The organism is Acidithiobacillus sp., assembly GCF_027322205.1.
In the GTDB taxonomy this organism is placed as follows: domain Bacteria; phylum Pseudomonadota; class Gammaproteobacteria; order Acidithiobacillales; family Acidithiobacillaceae; genus Acidithiobacillus.
In genome coordinates this window covers 14,497-31,570 of the sequence record NZ_DAHVHY010000006.1, presented here as the reverse complement: position 1 = coordinate 31,570, position 17,074 = coordinate 14,497, and the positions used below count along the sequence as shown (strand labels likewise).

Annotated in this window: 17 protein-coding genes and 3 tRNA genes; 4 read left to right on the top strand and 16 right to left on the bottom strand. The window is 53.7% G+C overall.

The genetic code is table 11. The features are described from left to right. The first annotated feature begins 47 nt into the window (after positions 1-47). Complete coding sequence (queF, locus tag M7F93_RS02100; RefSeq protein WP_298168307.1) at positions 48-473, top strand: preQ(1) synthase; 426 nt, start codon at positions 48-50, stop codon at positions 471-473. Between the two features lie 50 nt (positions 474-523). On the opposite strand, the gene M7F93_RS02095 is transcribed toward queF, so the two are convergent. After that, complete coding sequence (locus tag M7F93_RS02095) at positions 524-799, bottom strand: DUF481 domain-containing protein (RefSeq protein WP_298168364.1); 276 nt, start codon at positions 797-799, stop codon at positions 524-526. A 319-nt stretch (positions 800-1,118) separates the two neighbouring features. Here M7F93_RS02095 and M7F93_RS02090 point away from each other — a divergent pair, with 319 nt between their 5' ends. Next, positions 1,119-1,436 (top strand): hypothetical protein, encoded by a 318-nt coding sequence (locus tag M7F93_RS02090; protein WP_298168304.1) that lies wholly within the window; start codon positions 1,119-1,121, stop codon positions 1,434-1,436. A 220-nt stretch (positions 1,437-1,656) separates the two neighbouring features. Further along, positions 1,657-1,741: transfer RNA gene (locus M7F93_RS02085), tRNA-Leu, on the top strand. Positions 1,742-1,950: 209 nt separating this feature from the next. Here M7F93_RS02085 and lexA read toward each other — a convergent pair. After that, a complete protein-coding gene (gene lexA / locus M7F93_RS02080; protein ID WP_298168301.1) occupies positions 1,951-2,571 on the bottom strand; it encodes a transcriptional repressor LexA in 621 nt (206 codons plus the stop codon). 51 nt (positions 2,572-2,622) lie between these two features. After that, the gene (locus M7F93_RS02075) at positions 2,623-2,958 is read right to left on the bottom strand and encodes a hypothetical protein (protein ID WP_298168298.1); all 336 of its coding nucleotides are present in this window, start codon (positions 2,956-2,958) and stop codon (positions 2,623-2,625) included. A 341-nt stretch (positions 2,959-3,299) separates the two neighbouring features. Here M7F93_RS02075 and M7F93_RS02070 point away from each other — a divergent pair, with 341 nt between their 5' ends. Beyond that, the gene (locus tag M7F93_RS02070) at positions 3,300-3,713 is read left to right on the top strand and encodes a DUF2147 domain-containing protein (RefSeq protein WP_298168295.1); all 414 of its coding nucleotides are present in this window, start codon (positions 3,300-3,302) and stop codon (positions 3,711-3,713) included. A gap of 323 nt (positions 3,714-4,036) precedes the next feature. Here the strand turns inward: M7F93_RS02070 and M7F93_RS02065 are convergent, their stop codons facing one another. From M7F93_RS02065 to rpsA, 13 genes are all read right to left on the bottom strand, one after another. After that, entirely contained in the window at positions 4,037-5,605 is a 1,569-nt protein-coding gene (locus M7F93_RS02065) for a SurA N-terminal domain-containing protein (protein ID WP_298168292.1), read from the bottom strand. Positions 5,606-5,766: 161 nt separating this feature from the next. Continuing rightward, positions 5,767-5,843, bottom strand: a tRNA-Asp gene (locus tag M7F93_RS02060). 11 nt (positions 5,844-5,854) lie between these two features. Beyond that, positions 5,855-5,930 (bottom strand) — tRNA-Val (locus M7F93_RS02055). Between the two features lie 12 nt (positions 5,931-5,942). Then, positions 5,943-6,215, bottom strand: coding sequence for an HU family DNA-binding protein (locus M7F93_RS02050; protein WP_298168289.1), 273 nt, complete (start codon positions 6,213-6,215; stop codon positions 5,943-5,945). Positions 6,216-6,458: 243 nt separating this feature from the next. Continuing rightward, positions 6,459-8,888: an endopeptidase La gene (gene lon, locus M7F93_RS02045; RefSeq protein WP_298168286.1), complete on the bottom strand. Its 2,430-nt coding sequence runs from the start codon at positions 8,886-8,888 to the stop codon at positions 6,459-6,461. 86 nt (positions 8,889-8,974) lie between these two features. Next, positions 8,975-10,246, bottom strand: coding sequence for an ATP-dependent Clp protease ATP-binding subunit ClpX (gene clpX / locus M7F93_RS02040; RefSeq protein ID WP_298168283.1), 1,272 nt, complete (start codon positions 10,244-10,246; stop codon positions 8,975-8,977). A gap of 18 nt (positions 10,247-10,264) precedes the next feature. Beyond that, on the bottom strand, positions 10,265-10,909 hold the full coding sequence (clpP, locus tag M7F93_RS02035; RefSeq protein ID WP_298168279.1) for an ATP-dependent Clp endopeptidase proteolytic subunit ClpP: 645 nt from the start codon (positions 10,907-10,909) through the stop codon (positions 10,265-10,267). Between the two features lie 45 nt (positions 10,910-10,954). Then, positions 10,955-12,241 (bottom strand): trigger factor, encoded by a 1,287-nt coding sequence (gene tig / locus M7F93_RS02030; RefSeq protein WP_298168276.1) that lies wholly within the window; start codon positions 12,239-12,241, stop codon positions 10,955-10,957. Between the two features lie 73 nt (positions 12,242-12,314). After that, positions 12,315-12,902: an orotate phosphoribosyltransferase gene (gene pyrE, locus M7F93_RS02025; RefSeq protein ID WP_298168271.1), complete on the bottom strand. Its 588-nt coding sequence runs from the start codon at positions 12,900-12,902 to the stop codon at positions 12,315-12,317. A 71-nt stretch (positions 12,903-12,973) separates the two neighbouring features. Further along, entirely contained in the window at positions 12,974-13,696 is a 723-nt protein-coding gene (gene pyrF / locus M7F93_RS02020) for an orotidine-5'-phosphate decarboxylase (RefSeq protein WP_298168268.1), read from the bottom strand. Further along, a complete protein-coding gene (locus M7F93_RS02015) occupies positions 13,693-14,862 on the bottom strand; it encodes a tetratricopeptide repeat protein (RefSeq protein ID WP_298168265.1) in 1,170 nt (389 codons plus the stop codon). Before M7F93_RS02015 ends, pyrF begins: the two co-directional genes overlap by 4 nt. Further along, positions 14,863-15,168 carry an integration host factor subunit beta gene (locus M7F93_RS02010; RefSeq protein WP_298168262.1) on the bottom strand — a complete coding sequence of 102 codons (306 nt, stop codon included), beginning with the start codon at positions 15,166-15,168 and terminating at the stop codon, positions 14,863-14,865. Positions 15,169-15,330: 162 nt separating this feature from the next. Further along, complete coding sequence (gene rpsA, locus M7F93_RS02005) at positions 15,331-17,037, bottom strand: 30S ribosomal protein S1 (protein WP_298168259.1); 1,707 nt, start codon at positions 17,035-17,037, stop codon at positions 15,331-15,333. Between the last annotated feature and the right edge of the window lie 37 nt (positions 17,038-17,074).

Here is a 17,074-nt window from a genome sequence, read left to right as displayed (position 1 = left end):
GCTATAGTGTGCCGAAATGGTGAAGCACAGATGATGAGGAGTTCCAGATGCCCAGTCAACCCAGCAAAGCGTTAGAGCGTTTTCCTAATCCCCACCCCGAGCGCGACTATGTGGTGCACATGGATCTGCCCGAATTCACCTGCCTCTGCCCCCTAACCGGGCAACCCGACTTTGCGCGCTTTGTGCTGGATTTCATTCCGGATCAACACAATATCGAGCTGAAATCCCTCAAGCTGTACCTCTGGAGCTTTCGCGACGCGGGCGCCTTTCACGAGGCCATGACCAACCGCATCGCCGACGATCTGATCAGTCTGATCAACCCACGCTATCTACGCCTGCTGGGTCGCTGGTATGTGCGCGGCGGCATCACCACCGATGTGCTCATCGAACATCGCCAGCCGGACTGGCAAAATCCGGACCTCCTCAGCCAATTGCCGCCCGTGCGTTGGGCACAACACCAGCCAGGCTGTTAACGGGCACATCTACGAAGCAGCTTAACCACTCCTGATGGCGCCATGAGCTACTAAAAGTGGTACATCAAATCCGCCGTAGTAATGGTATTAAATTTTTTATAATAGCTAATCACGGGAAACTCATTATATATGGCGGTATAAGATAATTGCAAATTAAAATTCCCATATAGTCGGGATTCAAGGCTGGTAATCGATTCATAAGTATTATTGTTGGCTGTTGATAGTAGCGTAGTTATAGCTTCCTTGAAAGTTGCGTGATGGGTCAAGTGCCATCGATAACTAACCGCCAGCCGGGCGGCTGGGCTGGTTTGATGTTTCTGACCTATAGGTTGATCTTCCTGAGCGCCGATGCCTCCTTGGTAATCTAAAGGACATAGTCCTATTTAGATGTATAACATTACCTTCGCCTATAATTTCTGTCAGATGGCAAAAGTATCCATTAAATTGATTGCGATCATAGCGAAAACATAGCGAATCTTTGGTTTAAAGTAATATCGAGTTTGGTTTCCCAACACGAGGCGGTTGGCACAAATAGCCGACGACGCGGCAGTGTAATTGTAACTCACGTGCGCTCGATTTTGCCAATGATGCTTTTGCCAACGCACCCAATCATGACTATTGAGATTTAAAGAGGGAAATGTTCCGGTGGCACTGGAAAGCCCAAATGCGGCACTACCCGACCAAGGCTTCGAAGTTTTGGCCATAGCGCATGTGATTGATGCTATCCATGCGGGAAATATGAAAATGAAAATTAAAACAAATATTTGTGCGCTTCCCATATTTGTTATGGAATGGAATTTGGGAAGTTTTCGGCAATCTCATATGCTCTCCTGTTCATTATGGTTGGGTATTTTCACTCACAAAGATCGTCGTGATATGGACTATGTTTATCCGATTATCTCAAAAATAATTTACATGCACGCCACTGAATCAATTAACACTACCGCACCAGAATACCGATAATTATTTATTTTATCAAGTCGACAGTTGTCGACCACTGCAAACAACACCCTAACAATATGAGCAAAATACGTAACCATTCCGATCGCCGACCAAAAGTTCCATGAGCTTAGGTGGCGGCTCCAGCCTCCAAAATGCAATGACCCCCCTCCCAAAGCCCCTCGGCCTATGATACGCTGCAAGCCGTCGGGGTAGATACAGTAAATAGACCCCAGATTTTTCTGCCCAGGTGGCGAAATCGGTAGACGCAAGGGACTTAAAATCCCTCTCCGAAGGGAGTGCGGGTTCGAGTCCCGCCCTGGGCACCAAGTAAAACAAGGGGTTGGGCAGACTGCCTGAACCCTTTATTATTTCCATTTGAATACACGCTGCATTTATGCAACACCAAGCTTGAACTCAAGTGCAGCATGGCTACCATAAATTCACGGGAAGACCAAGACGGCGCATCCGCGAAGCGCGATGAGGTGGCTTGATAATAGTTGGGTAGCGGTGCTGTATGGCTATGTTCAGGACACCATCATAGGTTGCTTCCAATGCGCAAGAGTCCGACCACAATACCCTCAATCACCAGACTGTCGCACCGCAAATCTACCGGAATGGGCAAAAAATCGGGGTTTTCTGGCAGGAGCCAGACCTGATCACCGTCCCGCTTCCAGCGCTTGACCGTCACTTCGCCGTTGACACGAGCAACTACCATCTGCCCGGCCTGGGGAGTAAGCGAGGTTTCGCGACGGACTGCGAGGATATCGCCATCAAGAATGCCAGCATCACGCATGCTCATACCCTGCACCCGCAACAAATAATCAGCCTTCGGTGAAAAGAGCCGGGAATCGACGGGCAATTGCCCCTCCCGAAACTCTTCAGCCAGCATGGGTTGCCCGGCGGCCACCCGCCCGATCAGTGGCAAACCACTTTCCTCTTTTTCAGTCTCACATAGACGAATGCCCCTGGCGGTACCACTTTGCAACAAGATATAGCCCTTGCGTGCCAGTACCCGCAAATGACTCTCGGCGGCATTGGGTGAACGGAAAGCAAAGGCACGCATCAGTTCAGCACGGGTCGGTGGCAGCCTGTCTTCCGCCATGCGGGCACAAATCCAGGCGAGAATCTCGGTCTGCCTAGGGGTAAGTTCGTCCATACGACATCTCCTGAGGGTTGCGGGTTACCATTGCCGATAATGACTATGTTTTTATACAGTCTCCCTACGGAATGCAAGAGAGTGATTCAGAGCAGCACCTTTGTTCAGTCCCGGCGCAGCACTTAGACTGGCTTGGTAGCCATCAGTTTTCGGTTTCGGTTTCGGTTTCGGTTTCGGTTTCGGTTTCGGTTTCGGCAGCAAATTAAACAAGGCTTCGATCACCAGATCCAGGCGATCATCTTGAAAAACCCGGACCACGCCTTTAAACAGCAGGCTTACTGGGGATACAGCGGCGGTTTCGCGGGCCACTGTGGCGAACTCCGATTGTGCAGCGCCCCGGCGTTGCGCATTGGTTCCGTCGGTGCTCGCCTGCAGGGCGGCAGTCATAACCGTGTTGGTAACGCGATGCGCCCGATTCACATTGATCTGAATCCGCTGCCCCGGCTCCCCAGCTAGCGCCGCAATACCAGCAACACGATCTATGCGAAACCCACGACTTTTTTGGAGTTCTAATTCCAGCTGTTTCGATGTACAGGCATCATAGCGCGCCCATAGCCATCACTAAAGAAATCAACTACCCATGTTCCACAAACCTAGCCGAAGGAACGAATACTAACAATAAAATAATAGCCGCCTACAATCCGCCTATATTGATTAACAATTCTTACTTTGTTAAAATTTTAAGATAGTCATGTGTAACAGGAATACAAGGCTGAAAAGGTCAAAAAATGAAGCATCTTTTAATTCGTTGCTTGATTCTCGTCGGATTACTTCTTGGAAGCACCAGTATCACTTCCGCAAGTACGAGCAGTGGGGGCATCACTGGCCTGTGGCAAACTGCAGGTGGCAACGGTTATATTCGTATTTATGAGAAAAATGGCGCACTATTCGGGCAAAGCGTGGGGCACTTGCAAGACACTGTACAGCAGGCTCGCGCCAGGGGCCAACCGCAGATTCTGGCCGACTTCGTACCCAAGCGTCCGGGAGAATGGGCACAGGGCCGCATTTACGATCCGAACAACAAAATTTATTTTCATGGCACGCTGACAGCCTTAGACCCAGATGAACTTAAAGTATCCGGCTATATCGGTTTTCCCTGGCTCGGTGGACACACTATCTGGACCCGGGTTTCGACCAATTAAACCAGCAACACGGAGATCCGCACTTATAGCAGATCTCCCGGTAGCAATATCGCTCACCCCACAAGTTTCCGGGAACTTCACCGAACCCGTATTGCCCAATTCGCCATACCAAACCATTTACCAGACACCCATAACGTGCGCGCCTTCCCCATTCCTGCTTCCCAGTCAATATATAAAGTACTGGCTTATATTCAAGCTGTCAAAGCTGCTGGTTATGTACTTAACTCCGTGCGTGCATTATTCCCATTATTCCACCCGCCACTGGGTACATTGTGAAACCTGTGACAATCTGTTGTGGGCATCCGTACTGAAAACCCCATTGATCAGTGAGAGATCTGGGCCAACTGCGCATCATTGATCGTCACTTTAGCATGCTCACGCAAGTCCTTCAGGTAAGCTGTCGACAGCAAACGGCCTCTTTGTTCCTCCAGAGATGCGCGAATTTGCGCCGCCACTTTGGGGTTCATGGCCGCTACCGAAGGTGCGGTCACGCGAGTGGTCGCAAAAATCTGGTAGCCTGATGACGTCTTCACCATATTCATAGAGGGGATTCCGTCCACTGGTGCGGGGATCGTGAAAGCGGCCACTAACGCAGCACTATCCAGCCCTTGCCCATTACGCCGGGTTATATCGAGATAAGCGTGCAGCGGATAAGCACCATGATCTGTTAGCACATTCATATTTTTCGCTCGCCGCGCCGCCGCCAGTAGCGCTTCCGCCTTGTTTTTAGCCAGTTGCCCCGCCTTCTCAGAGGTCAACTTTGCAGCAATGGTTCCCGCAACAGCACTCAAGGGTTGCGCGCTACCCGGCGTATAATGGAGCAAATGCACAGCCAGTAAATCACCATTCGCCAACGTGAGCGCCGTGCTATTTTTGCCGGCAAGCACAGCCTTACTAAAGGCAAGGTCGAGAGCTTTGGTCTCTGCAAAAGGCCCCTGAGCAGGCACCTTCCCGGCGACTAGTATACCACTCCTTTCAATTTTCAGATCATAGGCTTTGGCAACTGCACTCAAACCATCGGGGCTACTGAACAGGCGATCCTTAAAGTTTTCCACCTGAGCCTGGAAGGCGTTTTCCGCCTGGCTGTCAAAAGGCGCTGCACTCTGCCCGGCCGCTACTGTGGAAACACTGCTGGCCGAGGTCGTCGGAGATACCCTCTTACCGACAAAGTTCTTCGGTCCCAGCACGACATACTGCACCTGCACCTGCGCGGGCAATTTGAATTGATCGACGTTGGCGTGATAGTAATCGGCTACTTCAGCACTTGTTGGCTTGGCTGCCGCCGCGAAGTCAGCGTCCGGGATATCTACCGCACTGACATCACGGTATTCCTGAGACCAGGCCCAAACCTGGGTTGCCTCCGCATCCGAGGCGGTAGCAATAGCTTGGGGAATGACTTGCAATTGTTCCAGACGCATACTTTCTCGCAACATACCTTCAAACTGTGCTGGTGTCATTCCGTTAGCGGCCAGCAATTTCTGATAATGACTTTTAGAAAAAACACCCTTATCTTGAAAGGCCGGAATGGATTCAACTTTTTTCACTAAGGCAGCATCGGGCACCTGCAACCCTAGACGCTCTGCCTCCGCACCTAGAAGCATGTTGTCAATCAATCCATTAAGCACATCCAGCCCAAAGCTCTTGTCCTCCGCCATCTTCGCTGCAGCTGCTGCACCAAAAATATGACTGTAACGCGTCTGAACATCCTTCATACGTTTCTGAAATATGGCATCGCTAATCTTCTGGCCGTCCACCGTCGCCACGGTCGATGAACTTGAACTCCCCGAGAATAAATAACCGCTTACGCCCCAGAGCACGAAAGACAATGCAATTAAGATTATGAGTATTTTGGCTACCCAAGACTGGCCGAAATTCCGAAATGTATCCATCATAAGCACATCTCCAAAAGCTATAGTACCGAGGTAACGCTGCCCATATTTAGCGATCGGCCATCAAGGAATATCTCTCAAAACCATACTGACCGCCTCAGTGCCTCGCCATACAAAAAACAGACACAAAAAAAGGCGCCCCACAAGGGTCGCCTTACTCGCATTGGCGGGGCGGACGGGGCTCGAACCCGCGACCTCCGGCGTGACAGGCCGGCATTCTGACCAACTGAACTACCACCCCAATAAAATTTGTGGTGGGCGGTGAGGGGCTCGAACCCCCGACATCCGGCGTGTAAAGCCGACGCTCTACCAACTGAGCTAACCGCCCAAACCAGACGCGCTAGTTTACTGCATCACGCAGTGCTTTACCAGCCTTAAATTTAGGCGTACGACTTGCGGCGATCATGATTTCGGCACCAGTAGCAGGATTACGGCCTTTACGTGCCTCACGGCTAGAAACAAGGAAGGAACCGAAACCGACCAGAGTGACCTGATCACCAGCCTTCAGCGCCTCTGTAATCACCTTGACTACCGCATCCAGAGTATGGCCAGCGGCAGCACGGGTCACACCAGCTTCTTCTGCAATTTTCTCGATCAACTCCGATTTATTCATATTTCTTTCTCCTGTTATGGACTCGGTTACAAGTATAACTGCGCATCAACTCTATCCAGAAAACGTTATAGCAGGGTAAAAAAAGACTTGTCAAGAAAGTGCACAAAACGGCCAGCATCACAAATCATAGGCCAGCCTTCGCGAGGGAACCATCCTTGTCGAGAATGCACGACATAAATATCGCCATATTTTGCACCTCTCCTATGTAACTAAAGTTTTTGAGGCCGCTTTCACATCACATCCTTAATGCGCCGTTGCCTTGTCCTCAGAAGATTCTTGAACAACCACGACGCCAACCAACGGCTCTCCGCTGTCAGGTAGAGGTGTCGGCGAAGACTCCAGCGCAATGGCTAGAACTTCGTCGATCCACCGGACCGGTTTGATAGTCAGCGCATCACGCACATTTTTGGGGATTTCCTGCAAATCTTTTTCATTCTCTGCCGGAATCAAGACCGTGCTGATGCCGCCGCGATGCGCTGCCAGCAACTTTTCCTTTAATCCACCGATGGGCAAAACCTCACCGCGCAGAGTGATCTCCCCGGTCATGGCGACCGTGGCATGCACCGGAATATTCGTCAGTGCCGATACCAAGGCGGTGGCCATGCCAATGCCGGCACTTGGCCCGTCCTTAGGCGTGGCACCTTCCGGCACATGGATATGCACGTCACGGTTCTGATAAAAGTCTGCAGGGATGCCCAGAGCCCGCGACCGGGCACGCACCACGCTCATGGCAGCCTGGATAGACTCCTGCATCACATCACCCAGCTTTCCGGTAATGAGCAGCTTGCCACGGCCAGGCACGACTACCGCCTCAATACTTAACAGTTCACCACCGACCTCCGTCCAAGCCAGACCAGTGACCTCACCAATACGATTTTCCTTCTCCGCCTTGCCGAAGTCGAAGCGCCGCACCCCGAGATACTTGTCCAAATTGCGATCCGAGACCTGTACCCGCGTGCGCTTTTTGTCAAGCAGGAGTTCTTTCACCACCTTACGACAGATACGGGCAAGTTCTCGCTCCAGATTACGCACACCGGCTTCCCGGGTGTAGTAACGGATGATGTCCCGGATGACCGTCTGTGAAACTTGCATCTCCCCATCCAGTAGCCCCGCCTTTTCTATCTGCTTGGGCAGAAGATACTTGGTGGCGATGTGGATCTTTTCGTCTTCGGTGTACCCGGATATACGAATCACCTCCATGCGATCCATCAACGGTGCCGGGATATTGAGCGTATTCGCCGTCGTGACAAACATCACCTCCGAGAGATTGAAATCCACTTCCAGGTAATGGTCGTTGAAAGTCGCATTTTGCTCGGGATCCAGCACTTCGAGGAGGGCGGAGGCCGGGTCACCCCGAAAATCCATCGCCATCTTATCCACTTCATCCAGCAGCATCAGCGGATTGCGCGTGGCAATTTTGGCCAGACTCTGGACAATTTTACCCGGCAGGGCGCCGATATAGGTACGCCGATGCCCGCGAATTTCCGCTTCGTCGCGCACCCCCCCCAGGGACATCCGCACGAATTTGCGCCCGGTCGCCGCCGCGATAGAGCGCCCCAGACTGGTCTTACCCACACCAGGCGGGCCTACCAAACATAGGATGGGACCGCGGCTGTTGCCGACCCGTTCCTGTACGGCAAGATATTCGAGAATACGTTCCTTGACATCCTCCAGGCCGTAATGATCGGCGTCGAGAATGGCCTTAGCCCGCTTAAGATCCTTGGTAATTTTACTGCGCTTGCGCCATGGTACTCCCACCAGCCAGTCGATGTAGTTACGTACGACCGTCGCCTCTGCGGACATAGGACTCATCATCCGCAGCTTTTTCAGCTCGGCGTCCGCCTTGGCCCGCACATCTTTAGGCATTCCGGCCTTGTCGATTTTACGCGTCAACTCATCCAGCTCACTACCGCCCTCTTCCGACAGATCACCCAACTCTTTCTGAATAGCCTTCATCTGCTCATTCAGATAATACTCGCGCTGACTCTTCTCCATCTGCCGCTTGACGCGGCCGCGGATACGCTTTTCCACCTGCAGCAGGTCAATTTCAGACTCCATCATGCCCAGCAAATGCTCCAGCCGGGCGCGAGTATCCGCCTTCTCCAGAATTTCTTGTTTTTCTTCGAGTTTGAGACTGAGATGTGCCGCCACAGTGTCTGCCAGTCGTGCCGGATCATCCATGCTCGCCAAAGTAGACAAAATCTCCGGGGGGATTTTTTTATTCAGTTTGACGTAGGACTCAAACTGAGCGCTGACCGAACGCATAAGAGCTTCCAGTTCACGATCATTTGCCGCACCACTGGCAACGATCTGCACCTGTGCGCGCAGGGATTCTTCAGCAGGCAAGAAGGAGACGATTTTAGCCCGCTCAGTGCCTTCAACGAGCACCTTAACCGTACCATCAGGCAGTTTGAGTAACTGCAGAATCGTAGCCAGCGTGCCAATCCGATAAATATTTTCCGGCTGAGGATCATCGTCCGCAGCATTTTTTTGTGATACCAGCAAAATCTGCTTTTCGCCAGACATCGCTTCTTCCAGGGCGCGAATCGACTTCGTCCGCCCCACGAAAAGAGGAATAACCATGAACGGGAATACCACAACATCGCGCAGAGGCAGCACCGGTACCATCTGTGCTTCCCCTTCCACCAAGAGACTTTTATCGATTTGGGCCATGGTCTACTCCAAAAGCAGGTGATTACTGCCAATAACAGGGCAGATGGGGTCGTCAACAGCACTTTTCAATGACAACCCGCTCTACTTCAGGCTGGATGAGACATATCCACCTTGGCAGCATCATCGTAAACTAGCAACGGCTTGGTGCCACTTTCCACGACGGCGGGGTCCACTACCACCTTCTTCACGCCACTCATAGAGGGCAATTCGTACATCGTATCCAACAGAATCTGCTCAAGAATAGAGCGCAAGCCGCGTGCTCCGGTCTTGCGGGTCAGTGCCTTTTTGGCAATGGCCCGCAATGCCTCGGTACGGAACTCCAGAGTCACGCCTTCCAGAGAGAATAGTTTCTGATACTGCTTCACCAAAGCATTCTTCGGATCGGTGAGGATGGAAATCAGCGCTTCTTCATCCAGTTCTTCCAGCAGCGCCAGAATGGGCAACCGTCCGACAAACTCGGGAATCAAACCATAACGAACCAGATCTTCCGGCTCCAGATTCTGCATCAGCATAGCTGCGGTCGCTTCTTTATCGCGGCGCTTGAGGGGCGCATTGAAGCCCATACCGCCCTTCTCCAGACGCGCAGAGACGGACTTTTCCAAACCCGCAAAAGCACCACCACAGATGAAGAGGATATGCCGCGTGTCCACCTGCAAGAACTCCTGCTGCGGGTGCTTGCGGCCGCCTTGTGGCGGAACCGAGGCCACCGTCCCTTCAATCAGCTTGAGTAACGCCTGCTGCACACCTTCACCAGAAACATCGCGGGTGATAGAGGGGTTCTCGGACTTACGAGTGATCTTGTCGATCTCATCGATATAGACGATGCCAGTCTGCGCCTTTTCCACATCGTAATCACATTTCTGCAGCAACTTCTGGATAATGTTTTCGACATCCTCACCCACATAGCCGGCTTCCGTGAGTGTCGTGGCATCGGCCATGGCAAAGGGCACGTTCAGGAGGCGCGCCAAGGTCTGCGCCAGCAGGGTCTTGCCCGAACCGGTGGGGCCGATGAGCAGGATATTACTCTTGTCCAGCTCCACCTCGTTGTCCTTGCCACCATGTTCCAGACGCTTGTAATGATTGTAAACCGCCACGGACAAAACCTTTTTGGCAACGTCCTGACCAATGACGTAATCGTCCAGCGTTTTGCGGATTTCCATGGGCTTGGGCAACTTGTCCTGACCCTCGCTGTGCTCGTCCAGTATCTCGTCCTTGACGATGTCATTGCACAACTCGATGCATTCATCACAGATAAATACCGAAGGACCGGCAATCAGCTTGCGGACTTCATGCTGGCTTTTGCCACAGAATGAACAATAGAGCGTCTTTTCACCACTCCCCTCATGCTTTCCAGCCATAGCTGTTCTCCTGCCTGTTCAGGCGGTCTCGTTTTCACCGTGACGGGCAATCACGGCGTCCACAAGATGGTAGGTTTTGGCCTCTTCGGCCGACATGAAAAAGTCTCTGTCGAGATCCTGCTCGATGCGTTCACGGCTCTGTCCGGTATGATGGACCAGAATATCATTGAGCCGCTCACGAATACGCAAGATTTCTTTCGTATGAATCTCGATATCATGCGCCTGCCCCTGAAAACCACCAGAGGGCTGATGCAACATGATCCGTGCGTTAGGCAGCGCGTAACGCTTGCCTTCGGCACCGGCTGCCAACAATACCGCGCCCATGCTCGCCGCCTGACCGATGCAGAGCGTGCTGACCTTCGGACGGATGAATTGCATCGTGTCGTAAATCGCCATGCCCGCAGTGACAGAGCCACCCGGGCTGTTGATGTAAAGCTCGATGTCTTTATCCGGATTTTCTGCTGTCAGAAAAAGTAGCTGAGCAACAACCAAGTTGGCCATCATATCTTCTACCTGCCCCACCATGAAAATCACCCGCTCTTTGAGCAGCCGCGAGTAAATATCATAGGATCGTTCGCCACGTCCGGTCTGCTCAACCACGATGGGCACATACCCCAAGCCCTGTATGGCGGGCGCCAACTGGTCTCCTGCCTGTTTCCACATAATCCATGCTCCTGTCTGTTGACACGGTCCCGCGACGGACACCGGTTATTCCGCGTTTGCTTCGGCTACCGGCGCCCGGCCGATGAGCTGGTTAAAGCTGACAGCCTCGTCGTTCACTTTAACACGCTCCAGAAGCCATGCCACCACTTTGTCTTCCAGCACCAAGGCCTCGGCCTGCTCCATCTGCTCGGGATTACTGCGGTACCAGCTCATGAACTGCTCAGGGTCCTCATACTGCTCGGACATGTCCCGAATAACCTGAGTGACTTCCGCCGGGGATGCCCGCAGCTTTTCGCGCCGGACAATTTCCGACAAAACCAGGCCGAGTACCACACGCCGCCTGGCCAGCGCCTCCAGATCATTGCCGCCAGCCGCTGCATTGGCGTCTTTTTGCAAACGCTCCAATTCCTGTCCGATCATTTGCCTGGGCAAATCGGGATGGTTGCTCTCCGCTACCAGTTCCAGAATCTGCGCTTTCACCTGGCCCCGGCTAATCCGCTGCGCTTCACGTTCCAGATTTTCCCGTACTTCCTGCCGCAGTATGGCTACATCCCCATCTTCAATACCCAGTGCCAGGGCAAAAGCCGCGTCCACTTCGGGCAATTGGGGGGCCGCTACTTCCTTGACCTGAAGATGGAACTGGGCGGCCTGACCGGCGAATTCCGGAGCATGATATTCTGCCGGAAACTGTACCGCGACGGTCCGGTCTTCTCCCGCAGACATCCCCAGCAGTCCCTGCTCAATGTCCCGCAGCAGACGACCGGAGCCCAACACCACGGGGTAGTCGGTCACATCACCGCCCGCCATGGGGACACCATCAATGGTCCCCTGAAAATCCACGGTGACCCGGTCTTCGTCCTGGGCAGGACGCTCGGCAGACACATAAAAACGCCGCTGCTGACGCATAATGTCTATGGTGGCATCCACGTCCGCATCCGTCACTTCAGCCGTCTTGCGGATAACGGTGGCGTCCGGCACCTGCGGATCAAATTCGGGATACACCTCTACCACGGCCGTAAACACGAGATCCTCACCACGCCCACCTTTCTCGACCTGCACTTCCGGTCTTCCAACCGGACGTAAGGACTCGTCGCGCACTGCCTGAGAATAGCGTTCATTGATAAGATGATCGAAGGTCTCCATGAGGGCATCCGAACCGTAATGGCGTTCGATGAGGACCATGGGCGCCTTGCCGGGCCGGAATCCGGGTAACCGCGCGGAGCGCGCCTTGTTACGCAGGCGCTGGGATACCCCACTCTCCACCTCATTGGCGGGAATGGTCACATGGATGTGCCTTTCCAAAGGCGCTGCCTCTGGTGTCGAGATTTGCATGAACTGATCCTTCTTTTGCATTTTGTCTAAGCCTAAATGTTAATAGTAAACACAAGCCACCTGCCTCTCAAGGTCAGTGCAGACCTCGACTCCCCGGTTTAACGGGCGTCCCGTCAACTGCACAGAGCGGACAATCAACAGCTTCCCAGGTACGTACCGGGAGCGTCAACAGCGGAAAAAATGGTATGTCGTCAAAATCGCTGAATCCTGAACTGCGATCAATAATCGCCGATGCCGCTAATACTTGCCCGCCTGCTGCGGTAATGGCCGCTATGCATTCCCGCATTGAGCCGCCCGTCGTCGTAATATCTTCAACCACTAACACGCCTTCACCCGGCGCCAGCGCAAAGCCCCGGCGCAGCACCATCTGCCCGGCTTCCCGCTCGGCAAACAGGCTGCGTACTCCAAGCGCGCGGCCGCATTCGTAGGATACCAGAACCGCGCCCATGGCTGGTCCCACGACACAGGAAATACGCTGCTGCAAATCCGCAGGAATACCCGCTACCATCGCCGCACACAGTCGCGCTGCATGTCCGGGATGTTGCAGTATCTTGGCCGACTGCAGGTAGGTATCACTATGTAGCCCGGAGGATAGCAAAAAGTGTCCTTGGAGCAGCGCCCCATTTTCTTTGTACAACACCACCACCTCGTCTGCAGTCACAGCGACCCCTTCTCCATGATCAATGTTACGTGAAGCACAACAGCCCTTACCACCTCATTCAATCCAGCATATTAGTCAGATTTCTGAGAATCAACGGGATTTCCTGCCAACTCACTCAATATCTGGCTAAGTGCCTGTGCCGGATCTTTAGCAGCCGTGATAGGCCTGCCCACCACGAGGAAATCCGATCCTGCCGCCAGTGCCGCTGCGGGCGTCATAATACGCCTCTGGTCATCCTCCACATACTGCGCGGGACGAATCCCTGGGGTCACACGCAGGAGTTCAGGCACGATCTCCCGTAAACGACTTGCCTCCAACGCAGAGCAGACGATACCATCCAAGGCACATTCCGCTGCAAGTGTCGCCAAACGCCCAACCTGATCCTGCACCGAACTGTTGACGCCAACTTCGCGTAAAGCGGCGTCGTTCATGCTCGTGAGCACCGTCACCGCAACCAGGAGAGTCCGCCGTGTCCCAGCGGCGTCATTCACCGCTTCGCGCGCAGCGCGCAGCATGGTGCTACCACCACTCGCATGCACGTTGAGCATCCATACGCCGAGACGCGCTGCCGCCTTACAGGCATTGGCGACGGTCTGCGGAATATCGTGAAATTTGAGGTCAAGAAATACGTCAAATCCTTGCTCCTGCAGGTGCTCCACAATGGCGGGGCCACAGGCGGTAAAGAGTTCCTTACCTACCTTGACCCGGCACGCGGCAGGGTCAAGCTGATCCGCCAAAACCAGGGCGTCGCGTTCGTTCGCATAATCCAGCGCAACAATGAGCGGTGAAATCACAAACTACACCCTCCGGAAAAGGTGCCCCACTGACGGCAGCTAGGGCAGCGCCAATAGTACTGGGGACTTTGATAACCACAAGACTGACAATGAAAAACCGCTGGTTCCACCGACAGCCCCCTGACTGCTAGCGCCATAACAGGATACAATGCGGGATCCGGTGCATCGGGATCCAGTTCCAGCAAAACCTGCATCACCCGCATATCCGGCTGCCGCAACAGAACATGCCTTAAATATGCCGTCGCCGCGGGGGTTCCTTCGACCGCCCGCAAGGCATGTGCCAAAAGTTTTACGGCCAATGGCGAATTACACATTTTTAACAGGCGTTCTCGTGTTTCTTGCGCACCTGTGTCGTTCGCAGCATATCGTAAAACACTCAGAAAGGGTTCCAAAATAAGCAGAACCACAGACTCCACTGAAGAATCGAGGAGTTTTTCCCAAAGGCTTAACGCACCACCCCAATCCTGCCGATCGAAGGCGATGCGTCCGCCAATCACCAAGGCCCGTGGATTTTCTGGATCCTCCTTCCGGGCCAACTCCAAAAAAACCTTTGCCTGCTCTGCCTCTCCTGCGAGCAGCGATTGCTCGGCCAATTCACCATAGAGCATGGCAATCACGGGACGCTGACCGCGCGTACCTGTTTTATGTAAACGCTGACGAACCGCGATAGACTGCGCCCACTCACTGCCCAGTTCGTACAACTCGGCAAGCGTAGCAAGACCCTCTAGATGATCGGGTTGGCGATCCAATAATTCTTTAAGAATGGATTCCGCCCGATCGAGAATTCCTGCCTTGAGATAATCCTGCGCGATCTCGAAAAGCACACTTTGCCGCAGATCAGGCGCCAGTGCCGGTTGATCCAGAAGATGCTGGTGTACCCGCAAGGCACGTTCCAGCTCTCCGCGCCGCCGAAAGAGGCGTCCCAGGGCGAGCAAAATGTCAACGCTCTCCGGATGTTGCCGTAACGCATCAAGAAAAACTTCTACCGCCTCATCATTGCGCTCACTGAGGAGATGGTTGAGCCCTTGAATATAAATTTCGGGAATTGTGTCGGAGGCACCCAGCGCAGATTTTCTGTGAGCGGTAATCCGACCGATCCATATGCCCAGCGCGATCGCCGCGAGCAAAACGAGGATAACCACTGCATCCACGCCAGGAGCCGTCAATTAAACCTTGCCACCCACAACCGCCTCAGGGTAATCAACCTGCTCACGGAGCTCCTTACCCGGTTTAAAATGCGGAACCCGTTTTTCGGGCACCAGCACCGGCTCTCCCGTTTTCGGATTACGCCCCTGCTTGGCAGGACGCACGTGCATGGAAAAGCTTCCAAAACCACGAATTTCAATGCGTTCCCCCTCAGCCAATGCATCGCTCAGATAATCGAGCATCTGGCGGGTAGCCATTTCAATATCGCGCATACTCAGATGCGGATATTGTGCACTGATGTTTTTGATCAATTCTGATTTAGTCATAGTTTATTAGCTTCTTAACAAAGAATGGTGAACTGACAGATCATCACAAAATTAAAAAGTAAGCGGCAGGTAGACGCTCCAAAAAAGGCATTTACCTAACGCCACCTCATTCACCCTCCCCTCCCGATCAACATCATGACCGAGAGGGGAAAGGGGTCACTCTTAACTTTCTTCTTCCTGCTTACGCTTGAGCTGTTCTTTAATCAGATCGCCCAGACTGGTGGTGCCCGTCGCTGCACTACGCGCATATTGCTGCACCACAGCCGCCTGATCTTCCTGAGAAACAGTCGCTTCATGCGCCTTGGTGCTGAGGGTCAAGGTGCGGTTCTTGCGGTCGACCATGGCAATAGCGACCTCGATTTTATCCCCGACGGCCAAGGCCTGACCACGGGCCAACTCGCGCTGGGGGAGGAAGCCTTCGACGCCTTCACTAAGACGGATCTCGGCACCACGGCTATCCACCGAGATGACCTCGCCTTCGACCAGGGCACCCTTTTCATTGGCCACCACAAACTGGATGAAGGGATCGGTTTCCATCTGCTTGATGCCCAGACTGATACGCTCCCGCTCCGGATCAATGCTGAGGACGACCGCATCCAGAGTATCTCCCTTTTTGAAGTCCCGCACGGCTTCTTCGCCGGTACGATCCCAGGCGAGATCAGAAAGATGGATCAGGCCGTCGATACCGCCATCCAGGCCAACGAACACACCGAAATCGGTAATACTCTTGATCTGACCAGAGACACGATCGCCCTTCTGGAAGTTCTGCGCGAAGTCATCCCACGGGTTGGGCAGGCACTGCTTGATGCCCAGCGAAATACGGCGACGCTCTTCGTCGATATCGAGGATCATCACTTCAACTTCCTGGCCTACATGCAACGCTTTGGCTGGATTGATGTTTTTGTTGGTCCAGTCGATTTCGGAAACATGCACCAGGCCTTCGACACCTTCTTCGATTTCGACGAACGCGCCATAATCCGTAACGTTGGTGACCTTACCGAAAATACGGGTGGCCTCCGGATAACGGCGGGCGATATCGCGCCAGGGGTCTTCACCCAGTTGTTTCATACCGAGAGAGATACGACCGCGCTCGCGGTCGAATTTGAGGACCAGGACGCGCACTTCGCCGCCCACGGTGACCACCTCGCTGGGATGCTTGACTCGGCGCCAGCCCATATCGGTAATATGCAGCAGGCCGTCGATACCACCCAGGTCGATGAACGCGCCGTAATCGGTGAGATTCTTGACCACACCATCCAGGATGGCACCTTCCTGAATACTCTCCAGCAGTGCACCACGTTCCACACTCTGTTCCTGCTCGACCACCGCACGGCGGGAAACCACCACGTTGTTGCGCTTGCGGTCCAGCTTGATGATCTTCATCTCCAGGTCTTTGCCTTCGAGGTAAGCGACATCCCGTACCGGGCGCACATCAACCAAGGAGCCAGGCAGGAAGGCGCGCACACCGTCGATGCTGACCGTAAAACCACCCTTCACTTTGCCGGTAAGGAAGCCATGCACCACGGCGTTGTCGTTGAAGGACTTCTCCAGGTCGACCCAGGTCTTGGCGCGGCGGGCTTTCTCACGGGAGAGGCGAGTCTCGCCCATGCCGTCTTCCACCAGCTCCAGACAGACCTCTACAGAGTCACCGACCTTCACCTCTATTTCGCCTTCCGCATTGCGGAACTGCTCAGCGGGGATCGGCCCTTCAGACTTGAGACCCACATCGACGATGACAAAGTCGTTATCGACGCGGGTCACGATGCCGGTGAGCAACTCGCCAGGCTTGAGGCCCTGGGTGTTCTGGCTTTCTTCAAACATCTCGGCAAAACTGGGTTCAACAAGCATTTCAGCGTTAGGGGTGGTCATAAATTTCAGTAGGCCTCATTTACCGGGCACGCCATGG

What these genes read in the sequence shown, in the direction of transcription:
- queF (WP_298168307.1), top strand. Translation starts at nt 48, where the DNA reads ATGCCCAGTCAACCCAGCAAAGCGTTAGAGCGTTTTCCTAATCCCCAC.
- lexA (WP_298168301.1), bottom strand. Translation starts at nt 2,571, where the DNA reads ATGGACGAACTTACCCCTAGGCAGACCGAGATTCTCGCCTGGATTTGT.
- M7F93_RS02075 (WP_298168298.1), bottom strand. Translation starts at nt 2,958, where the DNA reads ATGACTGCCGCCCTGCAGGCGAGCACCGACGGAACCAATGCGCAACGC.
- M7F93_RS02070 (WP_298168295.1), top strand. Translation starts at nt 3,300, where the DNA reads ATGAAGCATCTTTTAATTCGTTGCTTGATTCTCGTCGGATTACTTCTT.
- M7F93_RS02065 (WP_298168292.1), bottom strand. Translation starts at nt 5,605, where the DNA reads ATGATGGATACATTTCGGAATTTCGGCCAGTCTTGGGTAGCCAAAATA.
- M7F93_RS02050 (WP_298168289.1), bottom strand. Translation starts at nt 6,215, where the DNA reads ATGAATAAATCGGAGTTGATCGAGAAAATTGCAGAAGAAGCTGGTGTG.
- lon (WP_298168286.1), bottom strand. Translation starts at nt 8,888, where the DNA reads ATGGCCCAAATCGATAAAAGTCTCTTGGTGGAAGGGGAAGCACAGATG.
- clpX (WP_298168283.1), bottom strand. Translation starts at nt 10,246, where the DNA reads ATGGCTGGAAAGCATGAGGGGAGTGGTGAAAAGACGCTCTATTGTTCA.
- clpP (WP_298168279.1), bottom strand. Translation starts at nt 10,909, where the DNA reads ATGTGGAAACAGGCAGGAGACCAGTTGGCGCCCGCCATACAGGGCTTG.
- tig (WP_298168276.1), bottom strand. Translation starts at nt 12,241, where the DNA reads ATGCAAATCTCGACACCAGAGGCAGCGCCTTTGGAAAGGCACATCCAT.
- M7F93_RS02010 (WP_298168262.1), bottom strand. Translation starts at nt 15,168, where the DNA reads ATGACTAAATCAGAATTGATCAAAAACATCAGTGCACAATATCCGCAT.
- rpsA (WP_298168259.1), bottom strand. Translation starts at nt 17,037, where the DNA reads ATGACCACCCCTAACGCTGAAATGCTTGTTGAACCCAGTTTTGCCGAG.